A 26239-nucleotide genomic window follows, 5' to 3' on the forward strand; every position below is an offset into this window, starting at 1 on the left:
CCTAGGGCGTGTTGATCTTTGATGATTGAATTTGCAGCAGTATGTTTGGTTTTTAGGCAAGGCAGAGCCTATGAAGTGTGGTTACTCCCCATAAGTAGGCGATAACGCAGCATAAAAGCCAAACATGCGCTGCCCTTCGGGTTCTGCCTAGGGGCGATAAACTCTTTGTTGCTCGGTTTTTACTTAGCCCACTAGGTTACAAACCTCGCGCCGCGATTAAATCGCCCCTAGATTGAACAAATTACAATCCGCAAAGGTCAACACGCCCTAATAAAAAAACCAGCATTTTGCTGGTTTTTTGTTTTAAATGAGTCTGTTTTTATTTAAGATACATGTGTTACTAAAAAGTAATAAAGTTAACCCCGTTAGGGAATATAAAAAAATAACACTAAGGAAATTTCATGGAACATTATATGAACGCGCTTCGCAGCTACGCGGATTTTTCAGGCCGTAATCGTCGTAAAGCATATTGGATGTTTGTATTATTTAACTTCATTTTTTCGGTAGTTTGTAATGCGATTGATGGTGTACTAGGTACAATGTTCATTGGCTCTATTTATAGCTTAGCGCTATTAATTCCTGGCTTAAGTGCTGGTGCACGTCGCCTTCATGATACTGGTCGTTCAGGCTGGTGGCAGTTACTTTGGTTAGTGCCAGTAATTGGTTGGATTGTTTTAATTGTTTTTCTTGCACAAGACTCACATGAAGGTGAGAACGATTATGGCCCAAATCCAAAAGAACTAGCTGCAGAGCCAGCAGCCCTATAAATAAAATAAGTTAACATCCTAAAAGCTCAGCAATAGCTGAGCTTTTTTGTTTATGGCAATTTTAACTTAAAAAGTAAAGGCCATAGCCAACGGCCAAAGCAGGAATAGATGTATACACAGTCGCAATTACAGCCGCTTTGGGTGCCATTGCAATTGCAGGAAATAACGCATCACCATCGTTAGATATTGCATTAGCAGTTAATGCGCTAAATGGAATGATCCCCTGAATATATAACGTAGTAACAATTATTTGCGGACCACAACCTGGTAAAAAACCAATCACCACAGCAATAAGTGGGGCTAAATAAGCATAATGTGCAAACCAGTTTTTTAAATCAAGCCCTGCAATATTTACTAAAATCTCAAACAACATAAACGATGCCACTACCCATGCGGTCACAAAGTGTGTGTCTTGAAGTACTTTAATAATTTTAGAAGGTGGATTACATTCATCGTCTTCTGAGGTTACTTCTTTATAGCTTTCACCTTTAGAAGAATACGCCCATATAGTTACAGTAAATAACGCCATTGCAGCACCAAAAATACTAATACTTGTGCCTGTGTATTTTCCAAATTGATCAAAGTCGACATTAAATGCAATTAAAAAAGCAATAATGAGGCTTGGAATAATAGCGAACATCCAAACGGGTTTGCTTATTTTAATTATACGAGTTGGCAATACTTTAACTTGGTGTTTTTGTTCTTGCTTTGTTGGGCGTAAAAAGTCTTTTGCATGAAGGGCGTTTACTATAACACCACAAAGTGTGCCTACTACTAAGCCAATGGCCATTATGGTTAAACCTTCAGTAGGGCGAGTGGCAAGGAGTAAAAATGCGGCATCTCCCATTGTAGCTGTTAAAACAGCAACAATAGCCCCAAAACTTGCTTGGCCTTTTGTAAACTGGGTAACCACTATTATTGCACCACCACATCCAGGAAGGGCACCTAAAACGGCAGCAAAAAATATTTCTAATACCGGCGATTTAGCACCTAAATAACTAAGCTCTAATTGAGGTAAATGCTCTATGGCGTAGTAATAAATTAATAATGTAGCAGCAACAAATACGCTAACTTGAAAAAAAGCATCACTTAGTGCTGTTATTGTAATTTCACGAAGTGATGGCACAGCTAAGCATACCAGTAAAAAAAGTGGTAATAATAAACGTTTATTTTGGCTAACAAAGCGTTTAGAAGCGGGCGTAATAAATCCTATTTGAGAGAGTAAAATCATACAGTGTTACCAATTAAATAAACTTAGTAACACTGTATATTTTAATTAAATGATAATCAATATCATTTACATCTATTTAAATCGATTACTCTCTTTGAGTTTTTCGATGTTAAACCAATGCTACTTACGTTGAAATTCTGAGTTTGCATTCCACGTTGGCCATTGCTCTTGCTCCGAAATATCAAAACCTACTTTATAAAACAATTGTAAGTCTTGAACAGCACCCGATAAGTCCCATTCGTCACGGTAACGATCACACGGTTGATGATAACAACCGCGAAGTACTAAGCTCATGCGTTTACGGTAATTAGCTGTCTCTTCGTCAGCAGCCACAGTACCGCCACCTGCGTACATGGCTGGAATGCCCATATTAGCAAATGCAAAGTGATCAGAGCGGTAATAACCACCAGATGATGGTTTAGGATCGCCTGATATTGTTCTGCCTTGCTCTTTAGCTGCAGTTGCTAAAAACTCATCCATTTGTGACTTACCAATACCAACCACATTCATGTCTTTTACTTTGCCTAATAAATTTAAGCTATCCATATTTATGTTAGCGACTGTTTTATCAGCTGCAATCACTGGGTTAGCTGCATAGTACTTAGAACCTAGTAAGCCTTGCTCTTCAGCCGTAACTGCTAAAAATGTCATTGAGCGGCTAGGGTGCTTTGGTAATTTAGTAAACGCTTCAGCTACTTCAATTAGCCCAGCGGTACCCGTTGCATTGTCGTGAGCACCGTTATAAATTTGATCGCCTTTACGTGTTTTATCTGTACCTAAGTGATCCCAATGAGCCGAGTAAATAACATGCTCATCTGGTTTCTCACTACCAGGTAAAGTGGCAATAAAGTTATACGACACTGATTTTTTAATCGTATTTTTAACATTAACAGAAGCAGTTAAATCGCCCATATCAACATGGTAAGCACTTTTAGCAGCATTTGTTTTAACGGTATCAAAATCTAAACCTGCTTTAGTAAAAAGCTCTTTTGCTACGTCAGTTGTAACCCAGCCTTCAACGGCTACACGGTCCATGTTGTTGTTTTCTTTTTGAAAACCAAACTGCTCGCCGCTCCACGAGTTTTCAACAACCGACCACGGGTAAGAAGCAGGTGCTGTTTCATGAATAATAATTGCACCAGCGGCACCTTGTCGACTCGCTTCTTCGTATTTGTATGTCCAACGTCCATAATAGGTCATCGCGTCGCCAGTAAATAAAGTAGGGTCTTTTGTTGCAAAGCCCGGATCGTTAACCAGCATTACAACCGTTTTGCCTTTAACGTCTAATCCTTCGTAATCATTCCAATTGTATTCAGGTGCGTTAACGCCGTAGCCCACAAATACAAGTTCAGAATTTTCTATGCCTTCTTGTGCGCTTATGCGGCTGCTACCCATAACCATGTCTTTTTTGTATTGATAGTCTTTACCACCAATACTTAATACCATGTTTGCATCAGCCTCAAGCGACACAAGTGGAACTTCTTGTAAGTAGCTGTCGCCATTACCTGGCTCTAAACCTAGGGCTTTAAACTGCGCAGTTAAATAATCAAGCGTTAGCTTTTCGCCAGGTGATGAAGGAGCACGGCCACCAAACTCATCCGATGCGAGTACTTTTACATGTTTAGCCAGTTCATCAGCTTGAATACTGTTATAACCATTTGTTACATCAGTAGGGGTAATACTTGTTGTTGCGCAACCTGCTAAAACAGCAGTAGCGAGGAGTGTGAGAGAGAAATAATGTTTCATGTCAGCTCTTTTTTTGTTTTAAGTTGTGATTAGTATATTAACTTCTATTAAGTAGAACCAGTTTTTGCGGTAAACTTCTCGTAAATTATAGGCATAAATTGTTAAAGGTTTAAATGAAGCGTTTTACTCCCCCCGAGCAGTGGCAAATCAGTAGTTTAGAAACAGGTGCATTTGCGCATTTACGTGAGCTATTTAAAGTTAACGAACTAACAGATTGGCCGGCGCCGCAGTGGTTTTCTCCATTTTTAACTGCTATTAATGAGAATAATATTCCTATTACTTTTGAAGATGATGCAAAGGTAGACTTTGGCGAGCGGTATTACGAGCAAGTAATTTTTGAAACGGGTGTTGTACCTACACGAAGTGAAAATTGGCATGACTTATTTGGTGGGTTTATATGGTGTTTATTTCCAAAAACCAAAGCGTTAATAAACCATAGACATGTGCAAGATATAGCTGAGCATGGACTGCAACAGCGTACTAAGCATCGTAATGCACTAACGCTTTTTGATGAGTGTGGTGTTGTATTAGCTATAAGTGAGAGTAAATGGCAGCAGTGGCTTTGCGATCACCAATGGAAAACTGCATTCGTTGAACACAAACATGAGTGGGGTAAAACAATAAAACCTTTTATGTTTGGTCATGCTAATTATGAAATGCTAACAAAGCCTTATATAGGTTTAACGGGTAAAGCGTTATTCGTTTGTGTACCTAATGAAATATTTTGTAAAGATTTAGTAACTCAATACCAGTACCTTGACCAAGCCCTTTATGAGATGATTAATACAGATAACTGCTTAGCCGATAACAAAAAGCTATCACCACTGCCTTTATTAGGTGTGCCAGGCTGGCATGACGAAAACAAAGACGACTCTTTTTACAACAATACAGATTATTTTAGAGCGAAACGAAGGATGCGAACATGATAGAAGTTGCTGGGCTTAAAAAGAAATTTAAGCTAACTAAAGATCACAAAAAAAATAAAATAGACGACATCGATCCTCGTGAAGATAAAGACTACTTTCACTCAGTACGAGACGTTAGTTTTAGTTGCGCTAAAGGTGAGGTACTTGGATTGCTCGGCCCAAATGGTGCGGGAAAAACGACGACACTGAGAATGATTTCAACCGCGTTAAAGCCCGATGAAGGCTCAATAACGATTGCCGGAAACGATATTGTAAAAAAACCGCTACTGGGCCGTAAGTCTATTGGATTTTTATCAGGCTCTACGGGGTTGTATGGCCGCTTAACTGTAAAAGAAAACATAGAGTATTTTGCAAAGCTTCATGGCATGAACAAAATCGATATTGCATCGCGTTGTGATGAGCTATTTACATTGCTAGATATGCATAAATTTGTAGATAAACGGGCAGAAAACCTTTCAACGGGGATGAAGCAAAAAGCAAATATAGCGCGTGCAGTTGTTCATCGCCCAGCAGTTGTGGTACTTGATGAGCCAACAACGGGCCTTGATATAATGACAACACAAACCGTTATTAAATTTATCAAAGGTTTAAAGGCGCAAGGGACGCCTGTTATTTTCTCAACCCATCATCTAGATGAAGTAGCCCTTTTATGTGACCGTGTCGCTGTAATTAACGAAGGTATTAGCTGTTTTGACGGAACAGTAGAAGAGTTTAAACAAGCAGGTAATAGTGATGAGCTTAACCAAGCGTTTATGAATATATTAACGGAGAAACATGATGTTTGAGGTATTTAAAAAGGAATTAAGAGAGTTATTACGCGATAAAAAAACGCTATTATTTGTAGTCGCGCTCCCTGTTGCTATATTTCCGTTATTGTTTGCCGTAATGGCATTTATAAGCTCGCAAGCTGCAATGGACGCTGAGCAAAAAGTAAACACTTACGCGATTATCAACGGTGACTACGCACAAGAGTTTACAGATAAAGTGTTTTATCACAAAAGTTTTGAGCTTTATAAAGGGGATAAAACCTTTAACAATATAGATGAGCTTAAAGCAGGTGTAATTGCTGGCGATATTGATATGGGTATTTATTTACCAAGTCATGCTGTGCAAACATTGAACGATGGAAAACAAAGCCAGTGGCAGGTTGTTTTTAACGATTCAAAATCTATCAACTTTTTATTCGAACGCGTTAAAGAGCTCGCAAAAGAATACAGTGACGTGCTGCAAACTCAAAAGCTAATCAGTTTTGGTATTGAAGAGTCTGTTCAAAAATCTATTCTTAATCCAATTGAAGTCATAAAAGTAGATACAGCCGATAAACGTGAAAACCTTGGTGAAAAAATTGGCGGGTTTTTACCTTATTTACTTATTCCATTAGTATTGATGGGGGCAACTTATCCCGCTATTGATTTAGGCGCTGGCGAAAAAGAACGCGGCACACTAGAAACACTCCTACTTACACCTATTACGCGTACAGAGTTGGTGCTTGGTAAATTTATAACCTTGTTAACTACATCCATTGCCTCCACAACCATAACCGTCTTAAGTATGGGCTGCTGGATAGCACTGGCGCTCGCATTTGCCGATCTTGATTTTATTAAAGCCGCATTTAGTACATTAGCAGTTACCGATTTACTAATGATATTTGTACTATTACTACCTGTTGCAGCTATATTTTCGGCCTTAGCTCTGGCTATATCTATCTATGCTCGCACGTTTAAAGAAGCGCAAAATTATATGGCACCACTTAGTATGGGCGTATTTTTCCCGATTATTATTTCAATAATGCCAAATATGGAACTCACTGCTAAAACAGCATTCATTCCTGTTACAAACGTAGCATTAGCAATTAAAGAAATAGTAAAAGGGACTGTTGATTACACATTTGTAGGCTTAATATTTTTAGCCACTGCAATCATTGCTGCTGGACTATTGGCATTTTGTGTTAAGTGGTTTAACAGAGAAGACGTTCTTTTTAGATAAAATTGTTAATTATAAAAAGCACCGCTGTAGTGGTGCTTTTTTGTTTCTAAGCTATTTGTTTCAAAGCAGTTTGTATTAAGTCATTAAATAGTTTAGATTTATGAGCTGAACTACGGATTAAAAAAACAAGGATGGATTCTTGAAAATACCCCTCATTTACTTTTCACTATTGAGCGTAAGCTGTGCTTTTAGTTTGCTAAGTTATACAATTCCCGCTCAAGAAAAAACAATTCAATCGCCACCACCTGTAGGCACGTGGCAAAACAAAGATGAAGACGGCGATGGTGTGCCTGATGAGCAGGACGATTATCCGTTTGATGCAAACTTAGTTAAAGCGAAGTACTATCAAGAAACGGAGTTAAACGACAATTTAGCCAAAGCAGAGAACCTGACTTCAGAGATCCCATACTTTGTTTCAGGTGTAGTGAATCATACAGCTGATTTAGATTTATTTAAATTCATAACAAATAAGGCTGAGCGTGTATCTGTTGTACTCAATACTACAAACACAATCTTCAGACCAAACATATTTATCATCAATTCAGATGGTTCGTCGGTAGAAAAAATTAAATCAAACTTTACTGCTATTGGAAATATTGGTGCCGCTGCTAATTTTACGCTTCCTGCTGCAGATACTTATTACTTAGCTATTACTGATGTTGATGCGCGAGGGGATACTAATTTTGCATATAAAGCAAAACTCTTTTTTGATGTAGATATAGATTACATAGATGATGGTCTAGAGTCTGCTTTTGGCTTAATTGTTGACGATATAGACTCAGATAGAGATAGAATTTTTGACGGTACAGAATTTTATGTTTATTTAGATGGTAATACATATTCACACGATGTTGACTTGGATGGTCTTCCTAATTGGTTGGATGACGATAGTGATGCAGACGGAATATCAGATAAAATAGAAGGCATTTCAGATCAAGATCAAGATGGTTTGGGTAACTTTGTAGATCTTGACTCAGATGGCAATGGCAATGTCGATAAAAATGAAGTTAATGATACTCTTACTTCTTTTCCCGCAGATACTGACGGTGACAGAGTACCAAATTACGCCGATGTTGATGACGATAACGACGGGTTACTTGATGAAAATGACGCTGAACCATTAAAAATAGTCGACTCAACTTTCCCTGGCGAAGCTGATTATAAAGAAATAAGTACTGTAGATTATATTTTTAAGGGCCAGTCGTATGATGGGCTTTTTGTAGAGAATGGGACGCACAAAGTAAAGGGTAGAGGACTTGAAACCGAGGGCATACTCGTATTCAAACGAACTAATAATTTACCACCTATCAATAAAAAAGTATCATCATTGCAAGATGTTCCCTTTGTGCTGCCTGAGCATACCCAATCTATGTATTTTTTTGCTAAGGGTAAACGCTCAAACTCAATTAATGTGATTAAATCAAACCGTAACCTTCCTTTAATATTAAAACCAGAACTTGATTACTATTCGGTGGGTGACACCGTAAGCCTATCGGGTCAACATTTTTCTAATGATACGCTTGTTTTTATTGATAATATAAAAACTAAGCCTTCAATTATAAATAACGAAAAATTGACCTTTGTTGTTCCTGACGGCGTCAGATCTCAAGCTAAATTAACAGCCAAAACAACTTATGGTACAAGTAATACAGTCACAGTTAAAATTGGTGATGAAGTACTTTTAGATTACAGCCAATTGAACATACCCAATGAAGTATTAGCACCATTATTAGTTACTTCTTTAAAAACACCGACCAACCAAGAAGAACAGCTTGGTGATGATTTAAACGTTAACTATATTTTTGGTGGTGTTAGTGGTGTTAGTGGTGTTAGTGGTGTTAGTGATGTTGTTATGGCGCTTTATATTGATGAAAATGGTCACCCTCATGAATTTATTAATACAGTTGTTTTTCAAGCAGAAAAAAGTATTGTGATTACGCCAATTCATATAGCTGCTTCTACAGTTTGGTATGGTGGTGCTTTAGGTAATAACATAGAACAGGGAAGGTGGAAGGAGGCCTTTAAAACAATCAGTTCTAACGAAGACGTTAAAGTATTTGCCAACTTTATTGAATCAAATTTAAGTAACCCACGTTTCATAGATGATAATTCATCCAATTATCAATCTATGCTAAATAAAGCAATAGCGAGTTCAAAAAACTCAATATCAAACTGATAAGCAGCATCAATAAGTTATTTATTTTCAAACAGTAAAAACCAAAACTTAGTTAAGGATAATTATGAAACTCTATAAATTTGTACCATTATTTTTATTTTTTTCTTACTCCGCTAGTGCGGTACCCGATAAAGAATTTTTTGTTGAAAAGTGTTACGACAATGCTATAAAAATTGTGAACAAGGATTTTGACTCATACATACAAGACTTTCATCCAAATGCTGAGGCAAAAGAAAATGCTAAAAAGTACTTAAATAAAATGTTTTTAAAAAAAGCAGCAAAGTATAATGAGTCTATTAAAACAGCAGGTTATGAACCTGAAGAATTCATAATTATAAATAAAGAAGAAAATAACTTTTTGTTTAATATAGAAAAAAAAGTACAGGTTAAAATTGGCTTTTTAAGTATAGAAACTGGCAGTTCACATTTTGTATGTGAGTTCGGTTTGGATAAAGATGCAAAAAAATGGTACAAGACGAGCATTTAATGAGTGAACCATTACATACTGCTCCACCAAAAACCAAAACTTAGTTAAGGATAATTATGAAACTCTATAAATTTGTACCTTTATTTTTATTATCTAGCTTTGCTTATGCTGAGTCGGATAAAGATTTAGTGACTAAAATGTGCCACGACAATGCGATGAAGATTGTAAATAAGGATTTCGATTCCTATATAGAAGATTTTCATCCAAAGGTTCAAGCTGTAAATAAGGCTAATTCATATTCATATATGAAAAAGAAGTTTTTAAAAAAAGCTTCTAGATATGATGATTCGATTAAAACAGCTGATTACGAACTTACATTGTTTATATTGATAGAAGAAAAAGATAAAGACTTTTTATTTAACATAGAAAAAAAAGTTCAAGTTGAAATTGGGTTTTTAAATATAGAGACAGGAAGTTCCCATTTTCTCTGTGACTATGGTTTAGATAAAGAAACTAATCAGTGGTATAAAACTAGTCTTTAATCAGTTTCTTATATTAAGCACATAGCTTAATGTACAAGAATAATTTAATTGTGCAATTTTTGTTCTTCAAGAAAAGTAACACTAAAAAATACAACATGCTGGAGCTTAATAAAGTACTTAATTTCAACACTTAAATTTATTGTTGGAAATAAAGCCACGCTTAATTTTCATGGTGAATTAGTGGCGGATCATGGAGTAAGTTATGAAGCAAGAACTGTTGGCCCTGTAGAGTTTGAATACTCATTGTAAATTGATTAACTAAATAGTTTTTATTGCAGCGCAATACGCTAGAAGAAGGAACCTTTAAAACGTGAAAGACTCACTCTCGCACTCTATTTATAACAATGTAAAAAACATGCCTGTTTTTGCGCATAATGATAATTATAAATTAAAAAACACGGGGCGATGGCCACAAAAAACGACTAAACAGTGGCTGATGTTTTTTGTAATAAATACACTTGTTGCTATTGGCTTTGGCCTATTTGGCATAGACTTTGTGCCAAACAAGTATCCCACTTATTCATCCCCACAAGTTATTCAAGCAATCGTTTTAAATTTATTACTCATAAACACAATCCGCTTTGTTATATGGGTTAATAACAGTATTAAATGTGCCAAAGATTTAACCGTAGATAAACACACAGGCAGTGTAGAACCCATTGAATTAACCAATCCGGTTAAAGTAACGCTAAAAGTATTTCCGACTAAAAGTAGTGATTTTAAAATTATTACCGGGGCAGTAATTGAATACCAGAACAATAAAAAACAGGTTTTTAATCGCTTATCAATATTACAGCTTCCTGAATTTGTAGATTGGTTAAAAGAGAAGCATGGTGTAAGTATTGAATTCAAAACATCATTAATTACAAAGCTACCGCTTTATTTTTTATTTTTAATCATTTTTTGCTTGATGATTTTGTTATTTTTTATCTAACCCTATCACAAGGGATTTCTGATTTTATAAAAGAGGCTTTATGGACTTTTTGTGTAATAAATTTAGGCGATTAACTAACTCATATAACGCGGATGAACGCCTTGAGAAAGATAGTAAGGCCGATTTAACAACATATCCTTTATTAAAAAATTTTACTAAAAAGCAACTCTACCTACACAGTGTAATAGCTTACATTGTTGGGTTTTTATTAACCTGTTTTTTTATAAGTGAAGGTAGGGTGTACGATACTAATAATAGGCCTGAATATGTTGTACTTTATTTTACCGGCTTTTACTTTGCTGTTTTAATCGCGTTTCTGTTTTTTAAACGCGGCAACAAACAATCAATTACCCTCTATCATGAATATTTTGAATTAAAAGGTGCTGGTAGTGTAAATAAAAAGTTTTACTATCGGGATATTGAAGAGGTAACCGTGGGTAAGTTTGATTACACCATAGTAAAGCGTATTCGTGGAACGGTTAGTCGCCATGAAAATATTAAACTCCCATTTTTTACTCATGCTACATTTTTATTTACTAATAAAGACACGCTGACAATTAATCGAATAAACCTTTTTATGCTGCCTGAAATAATAGAAGTAATGGTCAAAAGAACAGCTGTTGAAGTATCTTATTTATTTCCACCAGTCATTAAGGCTATAGCAATTATGTTTGCAGCACTTTTTGTAACTGTACTTACAAGTATTGTTATTGTTCAAACATACTTAATTTGATAGCTGTTAATTGATATTTTAACTTTGTTAAATTGGCGTAGCGGTTAAAAATAATGAAACACAAGGAATAAATGTGAAAAATAAAACATTAATAACGGCCATAGTAGGGTGCTTATTTAGTGCATCAACTGTTGCAATGGAGCGTTTTCATGGAGTTGAAGATGGTTCAGATGAAAATTTAAAATCAGTATGTAAAGATTATATGGTAAACAGTTATTTAAAAAATGATCCCGCACTGTTTTTTTATTTATTACCTGAATCAGTAAAAAATATGGAAGATAAAATTGAGAAAAGCTGGTTTGATGACCATACCAAAAAGTTTGGTGACGAGCCAATCACTGAGTATGAATTTTTAGAGATCAGTAATAATATAGAAAAAGGAGCTTACAAAGGAAAAGCCACAAAAACTATTAGGCTTGAATTTAAAGCTGGGAAAATGGATAAAACTAAAAGAAGCCTCTGTTATTTTAAGCAATCAGAAAATGGCCGTTGGTATTTAGGTCAAAAACCTTAAACTCAATAAGGAAGGCTTAACCTTCCTTTTTTATCATGAAAAGTCATTTGTCGTATTGGTGTATTAATGAGTTATAAATTACAAAAACAAAGCAATGAGCAGCTAATATTTACAGATAATGGCGGAGTCTCAGGGGTTATATTTCACTTTTTGTTAATGTGCTTAGGCTCATGGCTAATTTATATTAGTGTTATAGGTATATATGAAACAGGCGAGCTAGTTTGGTCCAGTATAATAATTTTATTGGGTTTGGTGCTGTGCACGCCGGTATTGAAAGTCAATAAAGTAATACTAAGCGCTAAAAATAAAGATATTGTCAGTACACGCTCTTGGCTTGGCTTTGTTACTAAAAAAAAGCATATTATTAATTCACAGTTATCCCTTGTTGAAGTAAGTGGCTTTACAACCGGTGAGTTTGAAAAATTCTTTGATCCAGAAAAGCCAGTACTAGAACATTTTTCAATGAAGTTTTTTAGTTATCCAGAGCTCACAATGAACGTTGCGACACTTTCAGATATTTTAAAATCAGTTGCTTTTTTAGAGGCGCATTTTGATAATGATTTGGCGTTGGTTGCTGGTAATCGTAGGCATAAATTAAGTATTGATGGATTAAAAACTAAAAGCACAGAGTCAGCTGATATTCCTAATGACCCTTACTTTAAACAAAGTAACGGTGGTGAGTTAATAATAACTGCCAGACCCGTTACATCACCGCAATTTTGCTCGCTCTTAATGCTAATTTGGTTGTTTACATTATTTACTATTTGGTTTTTATTTAACCATGCAGACCTTGTAGGAGCTCAATATTTACCAGCCGCTCTACAGTCAGTTTTATCGGTAGTACTCATTGTGTTAGGGGGTTATTTAAGTATGTTAGTTATGGGCCGTAAGCGGTTTAGCGTAAGCAATGGCGATTTAATAGTTAAAGCTACTGGGGTCAAAAACAAAGTTATAAAGCTAGACGATGTATGGGGCGCTGCCAAAGTCGCGCGAAGGACTTACCTGCTAACTAAATCTGGCGCGATTTGTTTAGGTTACAACTTACCAAGAAAATACAGTATCGCCATACATGATTGGTTTGCAAAATCTATCGATACATAGGTGGCTATAGATGTGTAAGCTTGAATGGCTGTATTAATTTAGGTACGATGTCCTAATTAACTAAAAAGAATAAACTTTAGGCAAATAATAAATACTTTAATGGATTAACCAACAAGGATGGATTCTTGAAACTACCCCTTATTTACTTCTCGCTATTGAGCGTAAGCAGCGCTTTTAGCTCGCTAACGTATACATCACACATCCAAGCAAAAACAATCCAATCGCCACCACCTGTAGGCACGTGGCAAAACAAAGATGAAGATGGCGATGGTGTGCCTGATGAGCAGGATGACTATCCGTTTGATGCTGCTAAAACTACAATGTCGGTTGTTCAAGAACAAGAGTTTAATAATAACGTTGGCCAAGCAAACCCTGTTGGGAAAATACCTTTTAAAGCGGCGGGGGTTATTGCTAAAAATGTAGATATAGATGATTTTAAATTTAATATCCCCAGCTCAATGCTATTTGAAGACTTATCAGTGACGATTATACTTTTTAAAGATGATTCACGTTTTACACCGTCTTTAACAATTATTAATAATAATGGCGATGTTATTTCTTCTATACCAACAAACATTGAACACGTTGGTAAAGTCGGTCAGGTTATTACTTTTTCACCTAAGCAAGCAGGTGAATATAATTTAAGTATTACTGATAGAAACAACTTAGGTGCAGATAGCTTTACATATACGGTACATGCATTTATTGATATAGATAAAGACGCAGTTCCCACAAACAAAGAGCTTGCTTTGGGAATGAACCACCTTGGGCAACATACAGATGCTGATAAAATACCCGATGGAAATGAGTACCATATTTATACAGCTAACTTTATCTTTAGTCATGATGTCGACAATGATGGTACTCCAAACTGGCTTGATTTAGACAGTGATGATGATGGCATTACTGATGCTATAGAACAAACCTACGATTTAGATGGTGATAAAAAACCAGCCTTTATTGACTCAGATAGTGACAATAATGCAGTTTTAGATTCAGATGAATTAAACTTAGTTGAATTTATCCGTTATGACTTTGATGGTGATGGCATCCCTAATTTTTTAGATACTGACGACGATGGCGACTTTTTGTTTGATGAAAATGATCCGCAGCCACTAGAAAAACTAATTGCTATAAATAACTTATACCCATCAAATACCCCAGTCATTAGCTCTGCAACATATTCTCATAGTGACGAAGCAGTATTTATTAACAAAGTTAGGCCGTTTTTCCCTGCTAATTTAAATGCAGAAAACCTAAAAGGTGATGCGGCACATTTGGTAATGTTAAAAGGGGATGACAAACAGCCAGTCGTTAATTTACCAGTGACGATTACATCAGAGAATAAAATTGAATTTGTTATACCTAATTATCCAAAGGTAGCGTTGGGCGGAGAACCCATTACATTTTTTCTAGCTATAGATGGCTATAAAACCAACAGTATTGATGCCACATTACTGCATCCAAAAACACCAGTTGTTACAGGCATTCCGATTAAAAATGTAGTTGAAGGCGATAAAGTATCAATAACTGGTGCAAATTTAGAAAGTGGTACTGCATTAGTTTTTGCAGATGGCCCAACAATTCAGTTGGATTATATAGACGATACTAATGCTAATTTTATCGTGCCTAGTGATGTTGGTACAGGCTGGTTTAGCTTACAAAATGTATATGGTGAAAGTAACTACTCAAGTATCAAAAAAGAACACGTTATATCCCTAAAGGTTGTCATGCCTGATTACTTACATATTAAGGGACCTTTTTATGTAGATAATTTAGACGGAGAGTTTTATGGCATTAATGCTTTTAATAACAAACAGGTACAAATAAGCTCAACCACTGATTATATTTCTCTTTATTACAAAAACGGCATTCGATTATTCCAAAGTTACATAGCCGATGATAGCCAAATAGAGCTAAGTGTTGATAGTACGCTTAAATCTTTTGTTTTACGTGCTTTTGCATATCAAAACAAAGTTGAGAATGTCCAACAGTTAAAAAATAAAATAAGTGATTTAGTATCATACAAAGAGTTTAAATACTGGTATGAAGAAAATTTAAGGCAAGAGTCGATTGACGCATTTTTAAAAGATGACTCTTATAGCATTATTGGTAAAGCCACAGCAGTAGCCGATGATCTTTATAAAAAACTAAAAAGTGAACGTAAAAATAATAATTAAGAGTATATAAAAGGAACGTTATGTTAAAAAAAACCATGTGTGTATTGCTTGGTTCATTAGTTTTGCAAGGGTGTGTAGACTCATATTCAGTTAATGATGTTATTGAAGGTTCTGTCGAACTAAATCCCGATATTGGACTGTTAAATTATAAAGTGAGTGTTGAAGGTCTAGAGCGTGGTTGTTATATATACCTCTCTAAACCAGATAATGACTTTTGGCATGTAGAAGATCAACAAAAAATGCTACAGGGAGTTTCTTGTTTTAATAATGAACGAAAGTTATTTGCTCAAGCACCTGACGTTAGTAGCTTTACCTGGGAAGAGGCTGATGGTGGTTTTAATTTTACTATGGATGCCACAGCAATCAGTGTAGATGAGGAAAAGCTTAATGTTTACACAACCTCCCCCTTATTTGTTCCGTTCACAAAGGATTTAAAATGAAATCACAATTAATAGCCTTTTCTAGCATTATGTTTTTAAGCACATCAGCTTTTGCAGATGAATCAAATGTGAATTTTCCTGCTAAGGATAATCAAGATCCATTATTTATAAAGAAGTGCGAAGAGTTTAGAAAAGCAAAAGCTGATAAAGACATTGATACCTTAATGTCTTTTGTACCAAAGCATTTCAAAGATACTGAGGACGAAAAAAAACGCGCTATCGCATACTTGAGTAAAAAGGCAGAAAAGTTTCAAAAGTATGTAACAAGCCCTGAATTCGAGGTTTTATCTCAAAAATTATCAACTGAATCGAAATCTAATTATGCACAGGTTGATATAAGAGCCCAGTATGGTGAAAAAAAATTCGTGTCTGACGGCTGTGTATTTGAACTTACCAAAGAAGATGGATGGATAATCATTGTTGCGTCTAGTTAATTAGCTTTTGACTACCTTAAGTATTTATATGTTATGAGAGTATGTACCTAAGCATGCTCTTTTTATTTAAAGAGGGAATTTTGGCTAATTCAATTATATTAAAATCACTATTAGAAACGATTAAATGGTTGCTAATTTGGCTAACTGTAGCAGGGCTTGTACTAGGTGTTTTAAGTCAAGGCTTGATTGTTGATACAAGCGATGGGCTTGACGTTTTATTAATTATTGTGCTTTTGATGTTTCAACATCGGTTAAAGTTTGATGAACACAATAATCAAATAGATATAAAGTTGGGGGCTTATTTTTTTAAGAAAGAAATCTTTACGTTTAGTCACCATACCATTGACACTAGCACGATTAAAACAATTTCATGCCAAGATAATAAAGCCATTAGTGTGATTGATATTAATTACACCTCAGCAGAAGGCAAGCTTAGTACCTACACGTTTAGGTGTTTTAACCAAGCTAAACAAGCGCAGCTATTAGTGAATAAGCTTTCAACCGTTGAGCGCGTTTATACTGCTAAACGTGAAGAGGCCGAGGCTGAAAAAACAAACTCAGCAACAGTAAACAAATTTTCAAAAATATTCCCACAAAATACTATTTTAGGTAATGCTGAGGCTAAAAATAATATTCCTATACTTAGATGCGCGCTACCACTCCCTGATAGTAAGAAAAACTTAGTTCATTTCATTGTTGTGTGTTTTGCTTTGCTTTCGCTATTTATTGCGTTCTCATCACAAAACTGGAAACCTTCTTTTGCATTTTTAGTAATAACTTATGCAAGTTATTACTTCGCTAGGGTTATTGTTTGTAATAAATACTATTTTATAAAAACAGCGCCCTTAAGCTCCATTATCATAAACGATGATGAGCTTTATTTACCTGCATTATTATTTACCGATCAAAAACCGCGTACATTAACTAAGCAGGATATTATTAGCATTGAGGCTAAGTGGAATTACGATTACGACTCAGTTGAAGGAGCAATTGGAAGAACAACTAAAAGGTCGCATTTAATCTCACTAGTATTTAGTACAACAAAGGGGCAGAGTATCCCACTGTCTCATTGGAGTGTTGATAGTAAAACACTTGTGTTTTCATTATTAAAATATAAATATCCAGTATCGTTAGACAGAACAAGCCAAATGGTTTACCCATTTAAACTTCACGTAGGGCTATTCGTTTTTTTGTTTATACTCATTATACTTGTTATGAGCCTGCCAAAAATTATATCTACTTAATGATAGGTACTTTTGTATAGGCGCTGATTACAGTTCAATGCAGCGTGGTCACGCCGTTTTTAGGTTGCTAACTTTTAAGGATAAAGTTTTGAAAAATATATTTAAATTTATAGTCGTTCTTACCGCAAGTTTGTGTGGTTATGCACACGCACAAAATAACCTTTCACTCAATTATCAAGTCACTAAAGAGTTAACTCATTTTGCATACATTAAAATAAAAGTCACCGATAAATACCTTCGTACAGACTATGTTTTGCCAAATAAAACCTTTACAGAAATGACTATTAAAGATGATGGACAATATATTTTAGATCATCAAAAAAATATCGCATATAGATTGGATTATTCTGTAAATAAAGAAGGTGGTGATAAAGCTCTTACTGATATGATGAAATATGCGCCAGGATTTACTAAAGAACAAATTTATGAAATGAGCTTAGATCCTAAAAACGACCCTAATAATTATATTGCCTACGAAAAGGAGGGCGAAAATTTATTTATAGGGTATTTTGATGATGAAAAAGTCCAAACAGTAAAAACGAACTCATTCCCAAGCCAATTTCTATCATCTGCTGAATATACTTGGCTTTTAAAACGAGCTCGAGAAGATACTTATTTTGGAAAAACGTTTGTTGGTTTTTTAGATGTGCCTTTAATAGACTTTATGCGTAAATTTAAGTATGAAACAAATCAAATACCGACAGAAATATCACTGCATGATGAAGGCAAAGCTGTTTTTTTAAAGACTGTTAGTAACAGTGAAATAGATGAAGGTGAACTTAAAATAGACCCTAAGTTTATGATTAAAGACATAACGCATGAATCGATTCAATTTTTGAAGAATTTAGAAAGTATTGCTAGGGAACAAGGAGTAATAGAATGAAAAAAACCACAAAAAAACACATTAGATTAATGGCTGCGTCACTTATTGGTTTAATGCTTTTGAGTTATGGGCTCTTAGCAATGACTCTTGATACTGAGTCTAATCCAATAATCAACTATATCTGTATAGGAGGAGGGTTTATTTTCTGCATGGTTATAGTCATATTTGTTGTGAAAGAAGGTCTGAACAATCAGAGCATTCCTAAATAGTCCTTTAGGTCCAACGTTTGTTAATTTGAATTAACCTTTTGCAAATACAGCTTTTTAGGTAGTACATTAGTACTTAAATATGTAAAAAATTAGAATTAATAAGGATAACTGATTAGTTAGATGGTCCAATTATTTCTATAATGCTCTATACTAATAACAATAAAAATTTATGGTGAAGGTAAATGCTAAAAAGAAATATTTTGTTGAATGTAACAAAAAATAATAAATTAATGCTCGTTGCAACAATAATATTTGTTCTTATAGCTTTGCCTTCTCTATATATGTTCGATCAAAAAGTAAGAAGTGATGTTTATAATTCAGCTCAAATAGAATTAAAGCGTGAACTTGAAACAAAAAGCCTTTCATTAAAAAAACATCTTAAAGACAGTGTTACCGCCATTCGCTTTTTAGATGCTACACCACCAATACAAGGCATTACCCGCGCTAAAGAAAATAAACTAATTGATCCCGTTCTTGGTACGCCAATAGATGTTTGGCAAGAGCGCTTAGCAAGCATTTTTACTGGTTTTATGCAGACCGATGACAGTATTTTGCAAGCTCGCTATATTATGCTCGAAGATGGTGGTCAAGAGATTGTTAGAGTTGACCGAAATCAACTTGGAGAGATTAATCGACTGCAAGGTCTGCAATTACAAAAAAAAGGTCAACGCGATTACATAATCAAAGCAAGCATGCTTGATAAGAAAAGTGTTTATATTTCTCCAATTAACTACAACCGTGAAAATGGACAGATACAAGAACCTTATATAAGCACTTTTCGTGTTGCTAAGCCTGTTTTTGATGAAAATAATAAAATATTTGCAATATTAGTTACTAATTACTTTGCGGATAAATTACTTGAAGATTTAACAGTTGAATCTCCACAAGGGACGCAGGTTTACCTTATGAATAATGAAGGTGAATTTTTATATCATCCAAACCCACAACTTCGATTCAGTTTTGAATTTAATAAAACTAAAACATGGTCTGAAGAATTCTCCACTGCAACTACCATGACAGAGCAAGGCACTTTACCAATAAGTAATTATCCAGTGGCTTACACTTTAAAAAAACGAATTTCGTTTGAGGGTGATATAGCCATGCTACCTTTAGAGCTTGGTGTAAGTGTTGATACAAAAACATTGTTTGCAAAGGTGAATGAGAGACGTCAAAACTTTATTGCAATGTTAGTGGTATTTTTTAGCATATTTTTAGTTATTGCTTTTTTATACCAACGTTTCATCAACCGTAAATTGTTAATTAATTCGTTAAAAGAGCAAAATAATAAAGTAATTGAAAACTCACTGGATGCTATTTTTACAATTGAGCAAACTGGCGAAATTGTTCACTTTAACAGCACGGCTAAAGAGGTTTTTGGTACTTCAATTACAGGTGCTAGTCCTGACTTTGTCTCTTTATTTAACTTAAATGAAGTCGATAACAACTGTATAGAAGAGACTATTTCAAACGGGTCAAAAATGCCGTTTGAAGCTATCTACACAGATGGTTATGGCAATAAACAATACTTTTCAATTACGCTCAGCAGTATTTTTGACGTATATAATAACCGTTATCAGGTAGCCGCTATTTTAAGAAATATTAGCTCATTAAAAAATACGCAATCAGAGCTCGAAGCGTTAAACAGTACTCTGGAGCTAAAGGTTTCACAAAGGACCATTGAACTAGAACGTGCAATTGACCAAGCATTAGCAGCAAGCCAAGCAAAAAGTGACTTTGTAGCAAATATCTCTCACGAAATACGCACACCAATGAATGGCGTACTAGGGATGCTTGAAATGCTCAAAGAAGATGGCTTAACCGATCAACAATTCCATTATTTAAAACTAGCAAATAGCAGTGCTAACTCACTGATGAACTTGATTAACGATATTCTCGATTTTTCGAAAATAGAAGCGGGTAAGCTTGATATTGATAATCATACATTTGATGTTGTGACAGTATGTAGCGATATGATTAGCTCTTTAGCGTTACAGGGCCAGCGCAAAGGTCTTGAAGTATTTTTAGATACTAAAGATGTAGTAGACAGAATGGTTATTGGCGACAGCCATCGCCTTAAACAAATTTTAATTAACTTAGTTAATAATGCTTTTAAATTTACCCACCGAGGTGAAGTAAGTTTAACTGTCGGCTCCAAGTACATTACCGACTCAAAGTTATTAATGAGCTATACAATAAAAGATACCGGAATTGGTATAGCGCCAGAGAACATAGACAAACTATTTGAAGTGTTTACACAAGAAGATTCAAGTACAACCCGTCATTTTGGTGGTACAGGCTTAGGCTTATCTATATGTAAAAAACTTGCTCAGTTAATGGGTGGTAATATTACGGTTATAAGTGAAAAGGGTGCTGGTAGTACCTTTACCGCAACGGTTGAGCTACATGTAGCACAAGAGAAAAAACTAAACACAGGTATTGAACTTGCTACAAGTATTAACGTAGCGGCATTAATAGCGCGCGATAACGTTTATAAAAACGTGTGCGATTTATTGCTACTAACCTGTAAAGTAAATGCAGAAAACATTGTAAGACTCGACTACTTTAGTGAGCATAAAGAGTTTGAGGCTGATTTATTATTGATTGACGATGAGCATCCTCAAATTGATGCCCTTATTGATTATTGTAAACAGTTTAATAAAAAGTACGTCTTAATTTTACGCGACATGGTGACCGATAAACCGACTAAAATGATATTACCTGAGGGTAGCCACATTCTAAATAAACCGCTTACCCAAGATCAATTTAGCTATAAGTTAGCCAGCTTATTTGGTGCCAGTAATGATTGCATTATAGCGCCACCAAAAGGCTTGGAAGAGGAACAAGTAGAGCCTGACCTATCTGCGTATCATGTATTATTAGTTGACGATAATATGATAAACATTGAAGTAGCTAAGGCAATATTAAAACGTACTAAAGTAAAAATCACTTGTGCGTCAGACGGTATAGAAGCCTTAGAAGCACTGAGAGAAAACGAAGAGCAAGCTTTTGATGTTATTTTAATGGATTGCCAAATGCCCAATTTAAATGGCTATGATACAACAAGTGAAATCAGAAATAGTAAGGCCGGGGTAGATTATATTCACATACCGATTATCGCTATGACAGCGAGTGCGATGGAAGGTGATAGAGAGCGTTGTTTAGCTGCTGGAATGAACGACTACATTACTAAACCAATTAAACCACAAACTTTAAAAGACAAGCTAATTACTTGGTTAAGTTAATCGTTTTGAAAATCAGCTGCTAAGCAGCTGATTTTTTTGGTTTGGTATTTGTTGACGTATTTAAAGGCGTGTTAAGAATAGCTATGTCTGCGCTATCGAGTATAAATTGTGTATCTGACCAATGTAGTAATTCTATCTTTCCATCTTCCTGCTCTACAAGCGCAGTACAGCTCTCAATCCAATCACCATCGTTACAGTACATAATACCGTCATCCACTTTAATTTTGGGATGGTGAATGTGTCCACAAATAATACCGTCTACGTTTTGTTTTTTAGCTTCATGAACTGCGGCATCTTCAAAGGCACTAATCGCTTCTCGAGCTTTGTGTACCCGAGCTTTTATCCACGATGCAAGCGAGTAGTAGTTACCACCAAATATTTTACGTATACGATTGGTCCAGCGATTTAAAAATAATAAAAAGTCGTATCCTGCATCCCCCGCAATACTAACAAGTTTGTTATAACGAGTCGCTGAATCAAAGTCGTCGCCGTGTATAAGTAAAAACCGTTTATTAGCTTTAGTGGTGTGAATAAACTGCTGGTGGATTTCAACACCAAATAATGTTTGATTTATATAGTTTCTAAACGCTTCATCATGATTACCGGGAATATAAATAACACGTGTACCGCTAGCTGCTTTTGTTTGTATGCAGTTTAATACTTCATAATGAGAAGGGTGCCAATAAAACTGTCGCTTCATTGACCATAAGTCAATAATATCACCCACTAAATAAAGTGTGTCGGATTCTACCGAGTTTAAAAAATCAAGTAAGTAATCAGCTTTACAATCTTTGTAACCTAAATGAACATCAGATATCCAAATGGCTGGATAATGTTGTTTTTTACGCAGTTGATTGTTTGTCATGCCCGTCATCCATAGTGTAATAATTAAACACTGTAGATAAACCTAATGACACTTATGAGACACTTTAGCGAAGCCTCCATGACAATTTATACCAAGGCACGTAATTAAATGATTTCTACAAAGCTAGGAAAGGTGAGTCATTGAGCAGCTATTATTACGTATTGCTATTAATCGCGCATAAAAAAGGCCGCATTTTAAATGCGGCCTTTTAGTCTATTTTGAGCGTGCGTGTTATTAACCTTTAACAGCCGCTTTAATTGCATCAATTGCTGTATCAATATCAATCATTAGCTTTTCACCGGTGCGGCGGTTTTTAAGCTCAACTTTATTCTCGTCAAGGTTACGCTCACCAATTACAAGCGTGTAAGGTACACCAATTAGCTCCATGTCATTAAACATAACACCAGGGCGTTCTTTACGGTCATCAAATAACACATCAAGACCTGCATCTTTTAAACCCTGGTAAAGGTTATTTGCAATATCAGGAATACGATGCGATTTGTGCATGTTCATTGGAACAATCGCTAAATCGAATGGCGCGATTGATTTTGGCCAAATGATCCCGTATTGATCGTTGTTTTGTTCAATAGCAGCTGCAACAATACGTGAAACACCAATACCGTAACAACCCATGGTCATGGTTTGGTTTTTACCACCTTCGTTTAATACTCCCGCTTTCATTGCTTCTGAGTATTTAGTGCCAAGTTGGAATATATGACCTACTTCAATACCGCGTTTTATTTGTAAAACGCCTTGGCCACATGGGCTCATATCGCCTTCAACAATATTACGAATATCAGCAACTTCGTAATCAGTTACGTCACGATCCCAGTTAATACCACTGTAATGCTCGTCGTCTTTATTAGCACCGGCAACAAAATCAGCAAGGATATTAGCGGCTCTATCAACAATAATAGGCATAGATAAGCCCACAGGGCCTAATGAACCAGGTTTTGCACCAATAGCAGCAACAATATCTGCCTCTGTTGCCATTTCAAGCGGAGAGTCTACTAATGGGTGCTTTTCAGCTTTTAATTCATTTAAATCATGATCGCCACGAAGTACAAGCGCCACTAAACCACGTACATCGTTTTCATCAGGTGCACCGTAAACAATTAAGGTTTTAACACCACGATGAGGTTTTACACCGTAATGCTTTTTAAGCTCATTAATTGTTTTAGCGTCAGGAGTAGGGAATGCTTTTAACTCTTTACTTGCTTCTGGGCGTGGATCGTTTGGCGCTAGTGCTTCTGCTTTTTCAATATTAGCTGCGTAATCACTGCCATCACTAAATGCAATGGCATCTTCGCCCGACTCAGCAAGTACATGAAACTCGTGCGATAGGCTACCACCAATAGACCCAGTATCAGCAAGTACAGGGCGGTAATCAAGGCCTAAACGCTCAAAAATGTTACAGTATGCTTTATGCATCGCTTGATAAGTCGCATCTAAACATTCTTCACTTAAGTGAAAAGAGTAGGCATCTTTCATTGTAAATTCACGAGCTCGCATCACACCAAAGCGAGGGCGGCGTTCGTCGCGTACTTTAGTTTGTACTTGATATAAAGTAACTGGTAACTGCTTGTAGCTGCTTATTTCTTTACGTACGAAATCAGTTATTACTTCTTCGTGTGTTGGACCAAGTGCAAACGTACGGTTATGACGGTCTGTGAAGCGCATAAGCTCAGGACCAAATTCATTCCAACGGCCAGACTCTTCCCACAAATCAGCGGGTTGAATTACAGGCATTAGCATTTCAATAGCACCTGCTTTATCCATCTCTTCACGTACAATGTTTTCTACTTTACGTAGCACACGTAAACCAGAGGGTAACCAAGTGTATAAACCCGAAGCGACGCGACGGATCATACCGGCTCTAAGCATTAACTGATGCGATACGATTTCAGCATCTGATGGCGTTTCTTTAAGTGTTGCGAGTATATATTGGCTTGTACGCATGTTTTTTCCGAAATAGAGTAATTATGTTCTTTTAATAGAGCTTAAGTTTAACAGCGGAAGCTTTTACACTAAAGCGCTAAGTGAGTTATTTAGTTTTTTCTATGTTTGTTACTACGTTATGCTCGCCATTGACTTGCCAGCGAATATTATAATTGTACAAAGTCATACCATAGCTTTGCTCGCCGTCTTTTTGTTTTTTATAGGCAGGGCGGGGATCTTGTTTTAAAACATTAGCTATAAAATCATGTAAATCTGGGTATTGTGTTTGCGCATTAACAAACTCAATTGCCTGAGGGCTAAATTCAACCGTCATTTGTGTTTCTGGGCGTGTATCTGCAAAGCCAGCACTGGCGTCAAGCATTGCATCTGAATAGGGTAAGTACGGTTTAATATCGATAATGGGGGTGCCATCAAGTAAATCAATGCCAGCGAGTAATAAACTAAGTTGTCCGTTTTTATATTCAATACCATCAAGTTTTACTGCGCTCATACCAATCGCGTTTGGTCTAAATGTAGCGCGGGTAGCAAATACACCTTTTCGCTCATTCCCACCTAAACGTGGTGGGCGCACCATCGCAGAATAACCTTTATCGGCCGTTTCATGAAAACGAAATAACAACCAAATATGAGTAAATTCATCTAAACCACGTACGAACTCTTCGCGATTAAAATCAGGTGCAAAAATAAGTTTTGCCTTGGCTTGTGGCACTAAACGAGGCTGCCTAGGTATAGCAAACTTTTGTTTATAAGGAGATTCAATGTGGCCAATAGCCGAAATGGTATAATCGCTCATAGTACTCGGGTACAAATAAAATAGAGCGCTATTCTACCTGCATTTAGTATTTATGGCATTAGTGTAAGTAAGTTTATTGCTTATAGACCAATCGGTTTGAAATCAATTATTAGACTGAGTGGTTTATATTTTGTATTAATATATTTAAAAAGGACCTAAAACAAAAAAGGGCAAGCTTATAAGCTTACCCTTTTCAAACATGTTAAAGATTAATTAAAACATGTATTGAACTGATACAGATGCTACATCCATGTCTGGATCAATATCGTCATCAAGTTTGTAGCGTTCGTACTCTAAACGAAACTGTACATTTGTTGTAAGTGCGTATTCAATACCCGCACCGTAAAATGCATCACCACCATCTGTAGAAGCTGTTACACCACCTACTGGTAAATCTTGTGTGTAATCTGCATCCCACTCAAGCCAACCGCCTTTTGCATATACAGAAAAGCTCTCTGTTATTGGGTAGCCCAAACGTGCGGCAAGCGATACGCCATCAATTTCAGCTTTGCTGTCTATATCACTTACTTCATCAAAGTTTTGATAAGCAAGTTCTAAGCTTAGGTATTCGTTAAACTGAGTACCAATATAGCCTTTAAGCATTTGTGCATCGTCGTCAAAGTCAGTGTCGTTGTCACTGTCTTCAAATTCAAAAGAATATTGACCGTAACCGATACCAGTATAAATACGTGGAGAATCGAAATCAGAAATGTCAGCGTGTGCTGCAGAGTTAAAACCCAGTGTTGCTAGTGCAATAGCTGAAAGAGAAAGTGTTTTAATCATTGAATAGCTCCTTTACAAAAAATAATCAAATGCTTGATTTCATTAATCAAACTTCAATTATCTACTTGCAGCGAGCGTGCCAATATTAAAATGGATTAAAAACACGCCATAATTGGTTCTTTTG

At 35.9% G+C, this 26239-nt stretch carries 24 protein-coding genes; 18 read left to right on the plus strand and 6 right to left on the minus strand.

Annotation, left to right across the window (positions count from 1 at the left end; all coding sequences use genetic code 11):
- The first annotated feature begins 401 nt into the window (after positions 1-401).
- A complete protein-coding gene (locus H5159_RS02510) occupies positions 402-767 on the plus strand; it encodes a DUF805 domain-containing protein (protein WP_182779646.1) in 366 nt (121 codons plus the stop codon).
- Between the two features lie 61 nt (positions 768-828).
- On the opposite strand, the gene H5159_RS02515 is transcribed toward H5159_RS02510, so the two are convergent.
- Together H5159_RS02515 and H5159_RS02520 are read right to left on the minus strand one after the other, a co-directional pair.
- Positions 829-1998 (minus strand): putative manganese transporter, encoded by a 1170-nt coding sequence (locus tag H5159_RS02515; RefSeq protein WP_182779647.1) that lies wholly within the window; start codon positions 1996-1998, stop codon positions 829-831.
- Positions 1999-2118: 120 nt separating this feature from the next.
- On the minus strand, positions 2119-3744 hold the full coding sequence (locus H5159_RS02520) for a M28 family metallopeptidase (protein ID WP_182779648.1): 1626 nt from the start codon (positions 3742-3744) through the stop codon (positions 2119-2121).
- Between the two features lie 113 nt (positions 3745-3857).
- On the opposite strand from H5159_RS02520, the gene H5159_RS02525 reads away from it, so the two are divergent.
- The 17 genes from H5159_RS02525 (at position 3858) to H5159_RS02605 (ending at position 21715) form a co-directional block, all read left to right on the plus strand.
- Positions 3858-4670 carry a DUF3025 domain-containing protein gene (locus H5159_RS02525; protein ID WP_096793172.1) on the plus strand — a complete coding sequence of 271 codons (813 nt, stop codon included), beginning with the start codon at positions 3858-3860 and terminating at the stop codon, positions 4668-4670.
- Positions 4667-5455 carry an ATP-binding cassette domain-containing protein gene (locus H5159_RS02530; protein WP_182779649.1) on the plus strand — a complete coding sequence of 263 codons (789 nt, stop codon included), beginning with the start codon at positions 4667-4669 and terminating at the stop codon, positions 5453-5455. Before H5159_RS02525 ends, H5159_RS02530 begins: the two co-directional genes overlap by 4 nt.
- A complete protein-coding gene (locus tag H5159_RS02535) occupies positions 5448-6656 on the plus strand; it encodes an ABC transporter permease (RefSeq protein WP_182736576.1) in 1209 nt (402 codons plus the stop codon). Before H5159_RS02530 ends, H5159_RS02535 begins: the two co-directional genes overlap by 8 nt.
- A 139-nt stretch (positions 6657-6795) precedes the next feature.
- The gene (locus H5159_RS02540) at positions 6796-8832 is read left to right on the plus strand and encodes an IPT/TIG domain-containing protein (RefSeq protein WP_182779650.1); all 2037 of its coding nucleotides are present in this window, start codon (positions 6796-6798) and stop codon (positions 8830-8832) included.
- Positions 8833-8896: 64 nt separating this feature from the next.
- On the plus strand, positions 8897-9319 hold the full coding sequence (locus tag H5159_RS02545; protein ID WP_182779651.1) for a hypothetical protein: 423 nt from the start codon (positions 8897-8899) through the stop codon (positions 9317-9319).
- Positions 9320-9375: 56 nt separating this feature from the next.
- Entirely contained in the window at positions 9376-9801 is a 426-nt protein-coding gene (locus H5159_RS02550; protein ID WP_182779652.1) for a hypothetical protein, read from the plus strand.
- A 310-nt stretch (positions 9802-10111) separates the two neighbouring features.
- Positions 10112-10735: a hypothetical protein gene (locus tag H5159_RS02555; RefSeq protein WP_182779653.1), complete on the plus strand. Its 624-nt coding sequence runs from the start codon at positions 10112-10114 to the stop codon at positions 10733-10735.
- Between the two features lie 40 nt (positions 10736-10775).
- Complete coding sequence (locus H5159_RS02560; RefSeq protein WP_182779654.1) at positions 10776-11468, plus strand: hypothetical protein; 693 nt, start codon at positions 10776-10778, stop codon at positions 11466-11468.
- Between the two features lie 73 nt (positions 11469-11541).
- A complete protein-coding gene (locus H5159_RS02565) occupies positions 11542-11982 on the plus strand; it encodes a hypothetical protein (RefSeq protein ID WP_096739593.1) in 441 nt (146 codons plus the stop codon).
- A gap of 66 nt (positions 11983-12048) precedes the next feature.
- A complete protein-coding gene (locus H5159_RS02570) occupies positions 12049-13083 on the plus strand; it encodes a hypothetical protein (protein WP_182779655.1) in 1035 nt (344 codons plus the stop codon).
- A gap of 125 nt (positions 13084-13208) precedes the next feature.
- Entirely contained in the window at positions 13209-15263 is a 2055-nt protein-coding gene (locus H5159_RS02575; RefSeq protein ID WP_182779656.1) for a hypothetical protein, read from the plus strand.
- A gap of 20 nt (positions 15264-15283) precedes the next feature.
- Entirely contained in the window at positions 15284-15703 is a 420-nt protein-coding gene (locus H5159_RS02580) for a hypothetical protein (protein WP_182779657.1), read from the plus strand.
- On the plus strand, positions 15700-16137 hold the full coding sequence (locus H5159_RS02585; protein WP_182779658.1) for a hypothetical protein: 438 nt from the start codon (positions 15700-15702) through the stop codon (positions 16135-16137). The genes H5159_RS02580 and H5159_RS02585 overlap by 4 nt, the downstream gene beginning before the upstream one ends.
- Positions 16138-16217: 80 nt before the next feature.
- On the plus strand, positions 16218-17381 hold the full coding sequence (locus H5159_RS02590; protein ID WP_182779659.1) for a hypothetical protein: 1164 nt from the start codon (positions 16218-16220) through the stop codon (positions 17379-17381).
- Between the two features lie 88 nt (positions 17382-17469).
- The gene (locus tag H5159_RS02595; RefSeq protein ID WP_182779660.1) at positions 17470-18264 is read left to right on the plus strand and encodes a hypothetical protein; all 795 of its coding nucleotides are present in this window, start codon (positions 17470-17472) and stop codon (positions 18262-18264) included.
- Positions 18261-18473, plus strand: coding sequence for a hypothetical protein (locus H5159_RS02600; protein WP_182719832.1), 213 nt, complete (start codon positions 18261-18263; stop codon positions 18471-18473). The genes H5159_RS02595 and H5159_RS02600 overlap by 4 nt, the downstream gene beginning before the upstream one ends.
- 182 nt (positions 18474-18655) lie before the next feature.
- The gene (locus H5159_RS02605) at positions 18656-21715 is read left to right on the plus strand and encodes an ATP-binding protein (RefSeq protein WP_182779661.1); all 3060 of its coding nucleotides are present in this window, start codon (positions 18656-18658) and stop codon (positions 21713-21715) included.
- A gap of 19 nt (positions 21716-21734) precedes the next feature.
- Here H5159_RS02605 and H5159_RS02610 read toward each other — a convergent pair whose 3' ends face one another.
- From H5159_RS02610 to H5159_RS02625, 4 genes are all read right to left on the minus strand, one after another.
- Positions 21735-22580: a UDP-2,3-diacylglucosamine diphosphatase gene (locus H5159_RS02610; protein WP_182715518.1), complete on the minus strand. Its 846-nt coding sequence runs from the start codon at positions 22578-22580 to the stop codon at positions 21735-21737.
- Between the two features lie 234 nt (positions 22581-22814).
- Positions 22815-24539: a proline--tRNA ligase gene (locus H5159_RS02615; protein ID WP_182715517.1), complete on the minus strand. Its 1725-nt coding sequence runs from the start codon at positions 24537-24539 to the stop codon at positions 22815-22817.
- Positions 24540-24624: 85 nt separating this feature from the next.
- The gene (tsaA, locus tag H5159_RS02620; protein WP_182715516.1) at positions 24625-25332 is read right to left on the minus strand and encodes a tRNA (N6-threonylcarbamoyladenosine(37)-N6)-methyltransferase TrmO; all 708 of its coding nucleotides are present in this window, start codon (positions 25330-25332) and stop codon (positions 24625-24627) included.
- A 213-nt stretch (positions 25333-25545) separates the two neighbouring features.
- On the minus strand, positions 25546-26115 hold the full coding sequence (locus tag H5159_RS02625) for an outer membrane beta-barrel protein (RefSeq protein ID WP_002961225.1): 570 nt from the start codon (positions 26113-26115) through the stop codon (positions 25546-25548).
- Between the last annotated feature and the right edge of the window lie 124 nt (positions 26116-26239).

Source organism: Pseudoalteromonas sp. SG43-1 (assembly GCF_014164415.1).
Classification (GTDB): domain Bacteria; phylum Pseudomonadota; class Gammaproteobacteria; order Enterobacterales; family Alteromonadaceae; genus Pseudoalteromonas; species Pseudoalteromonas distincta.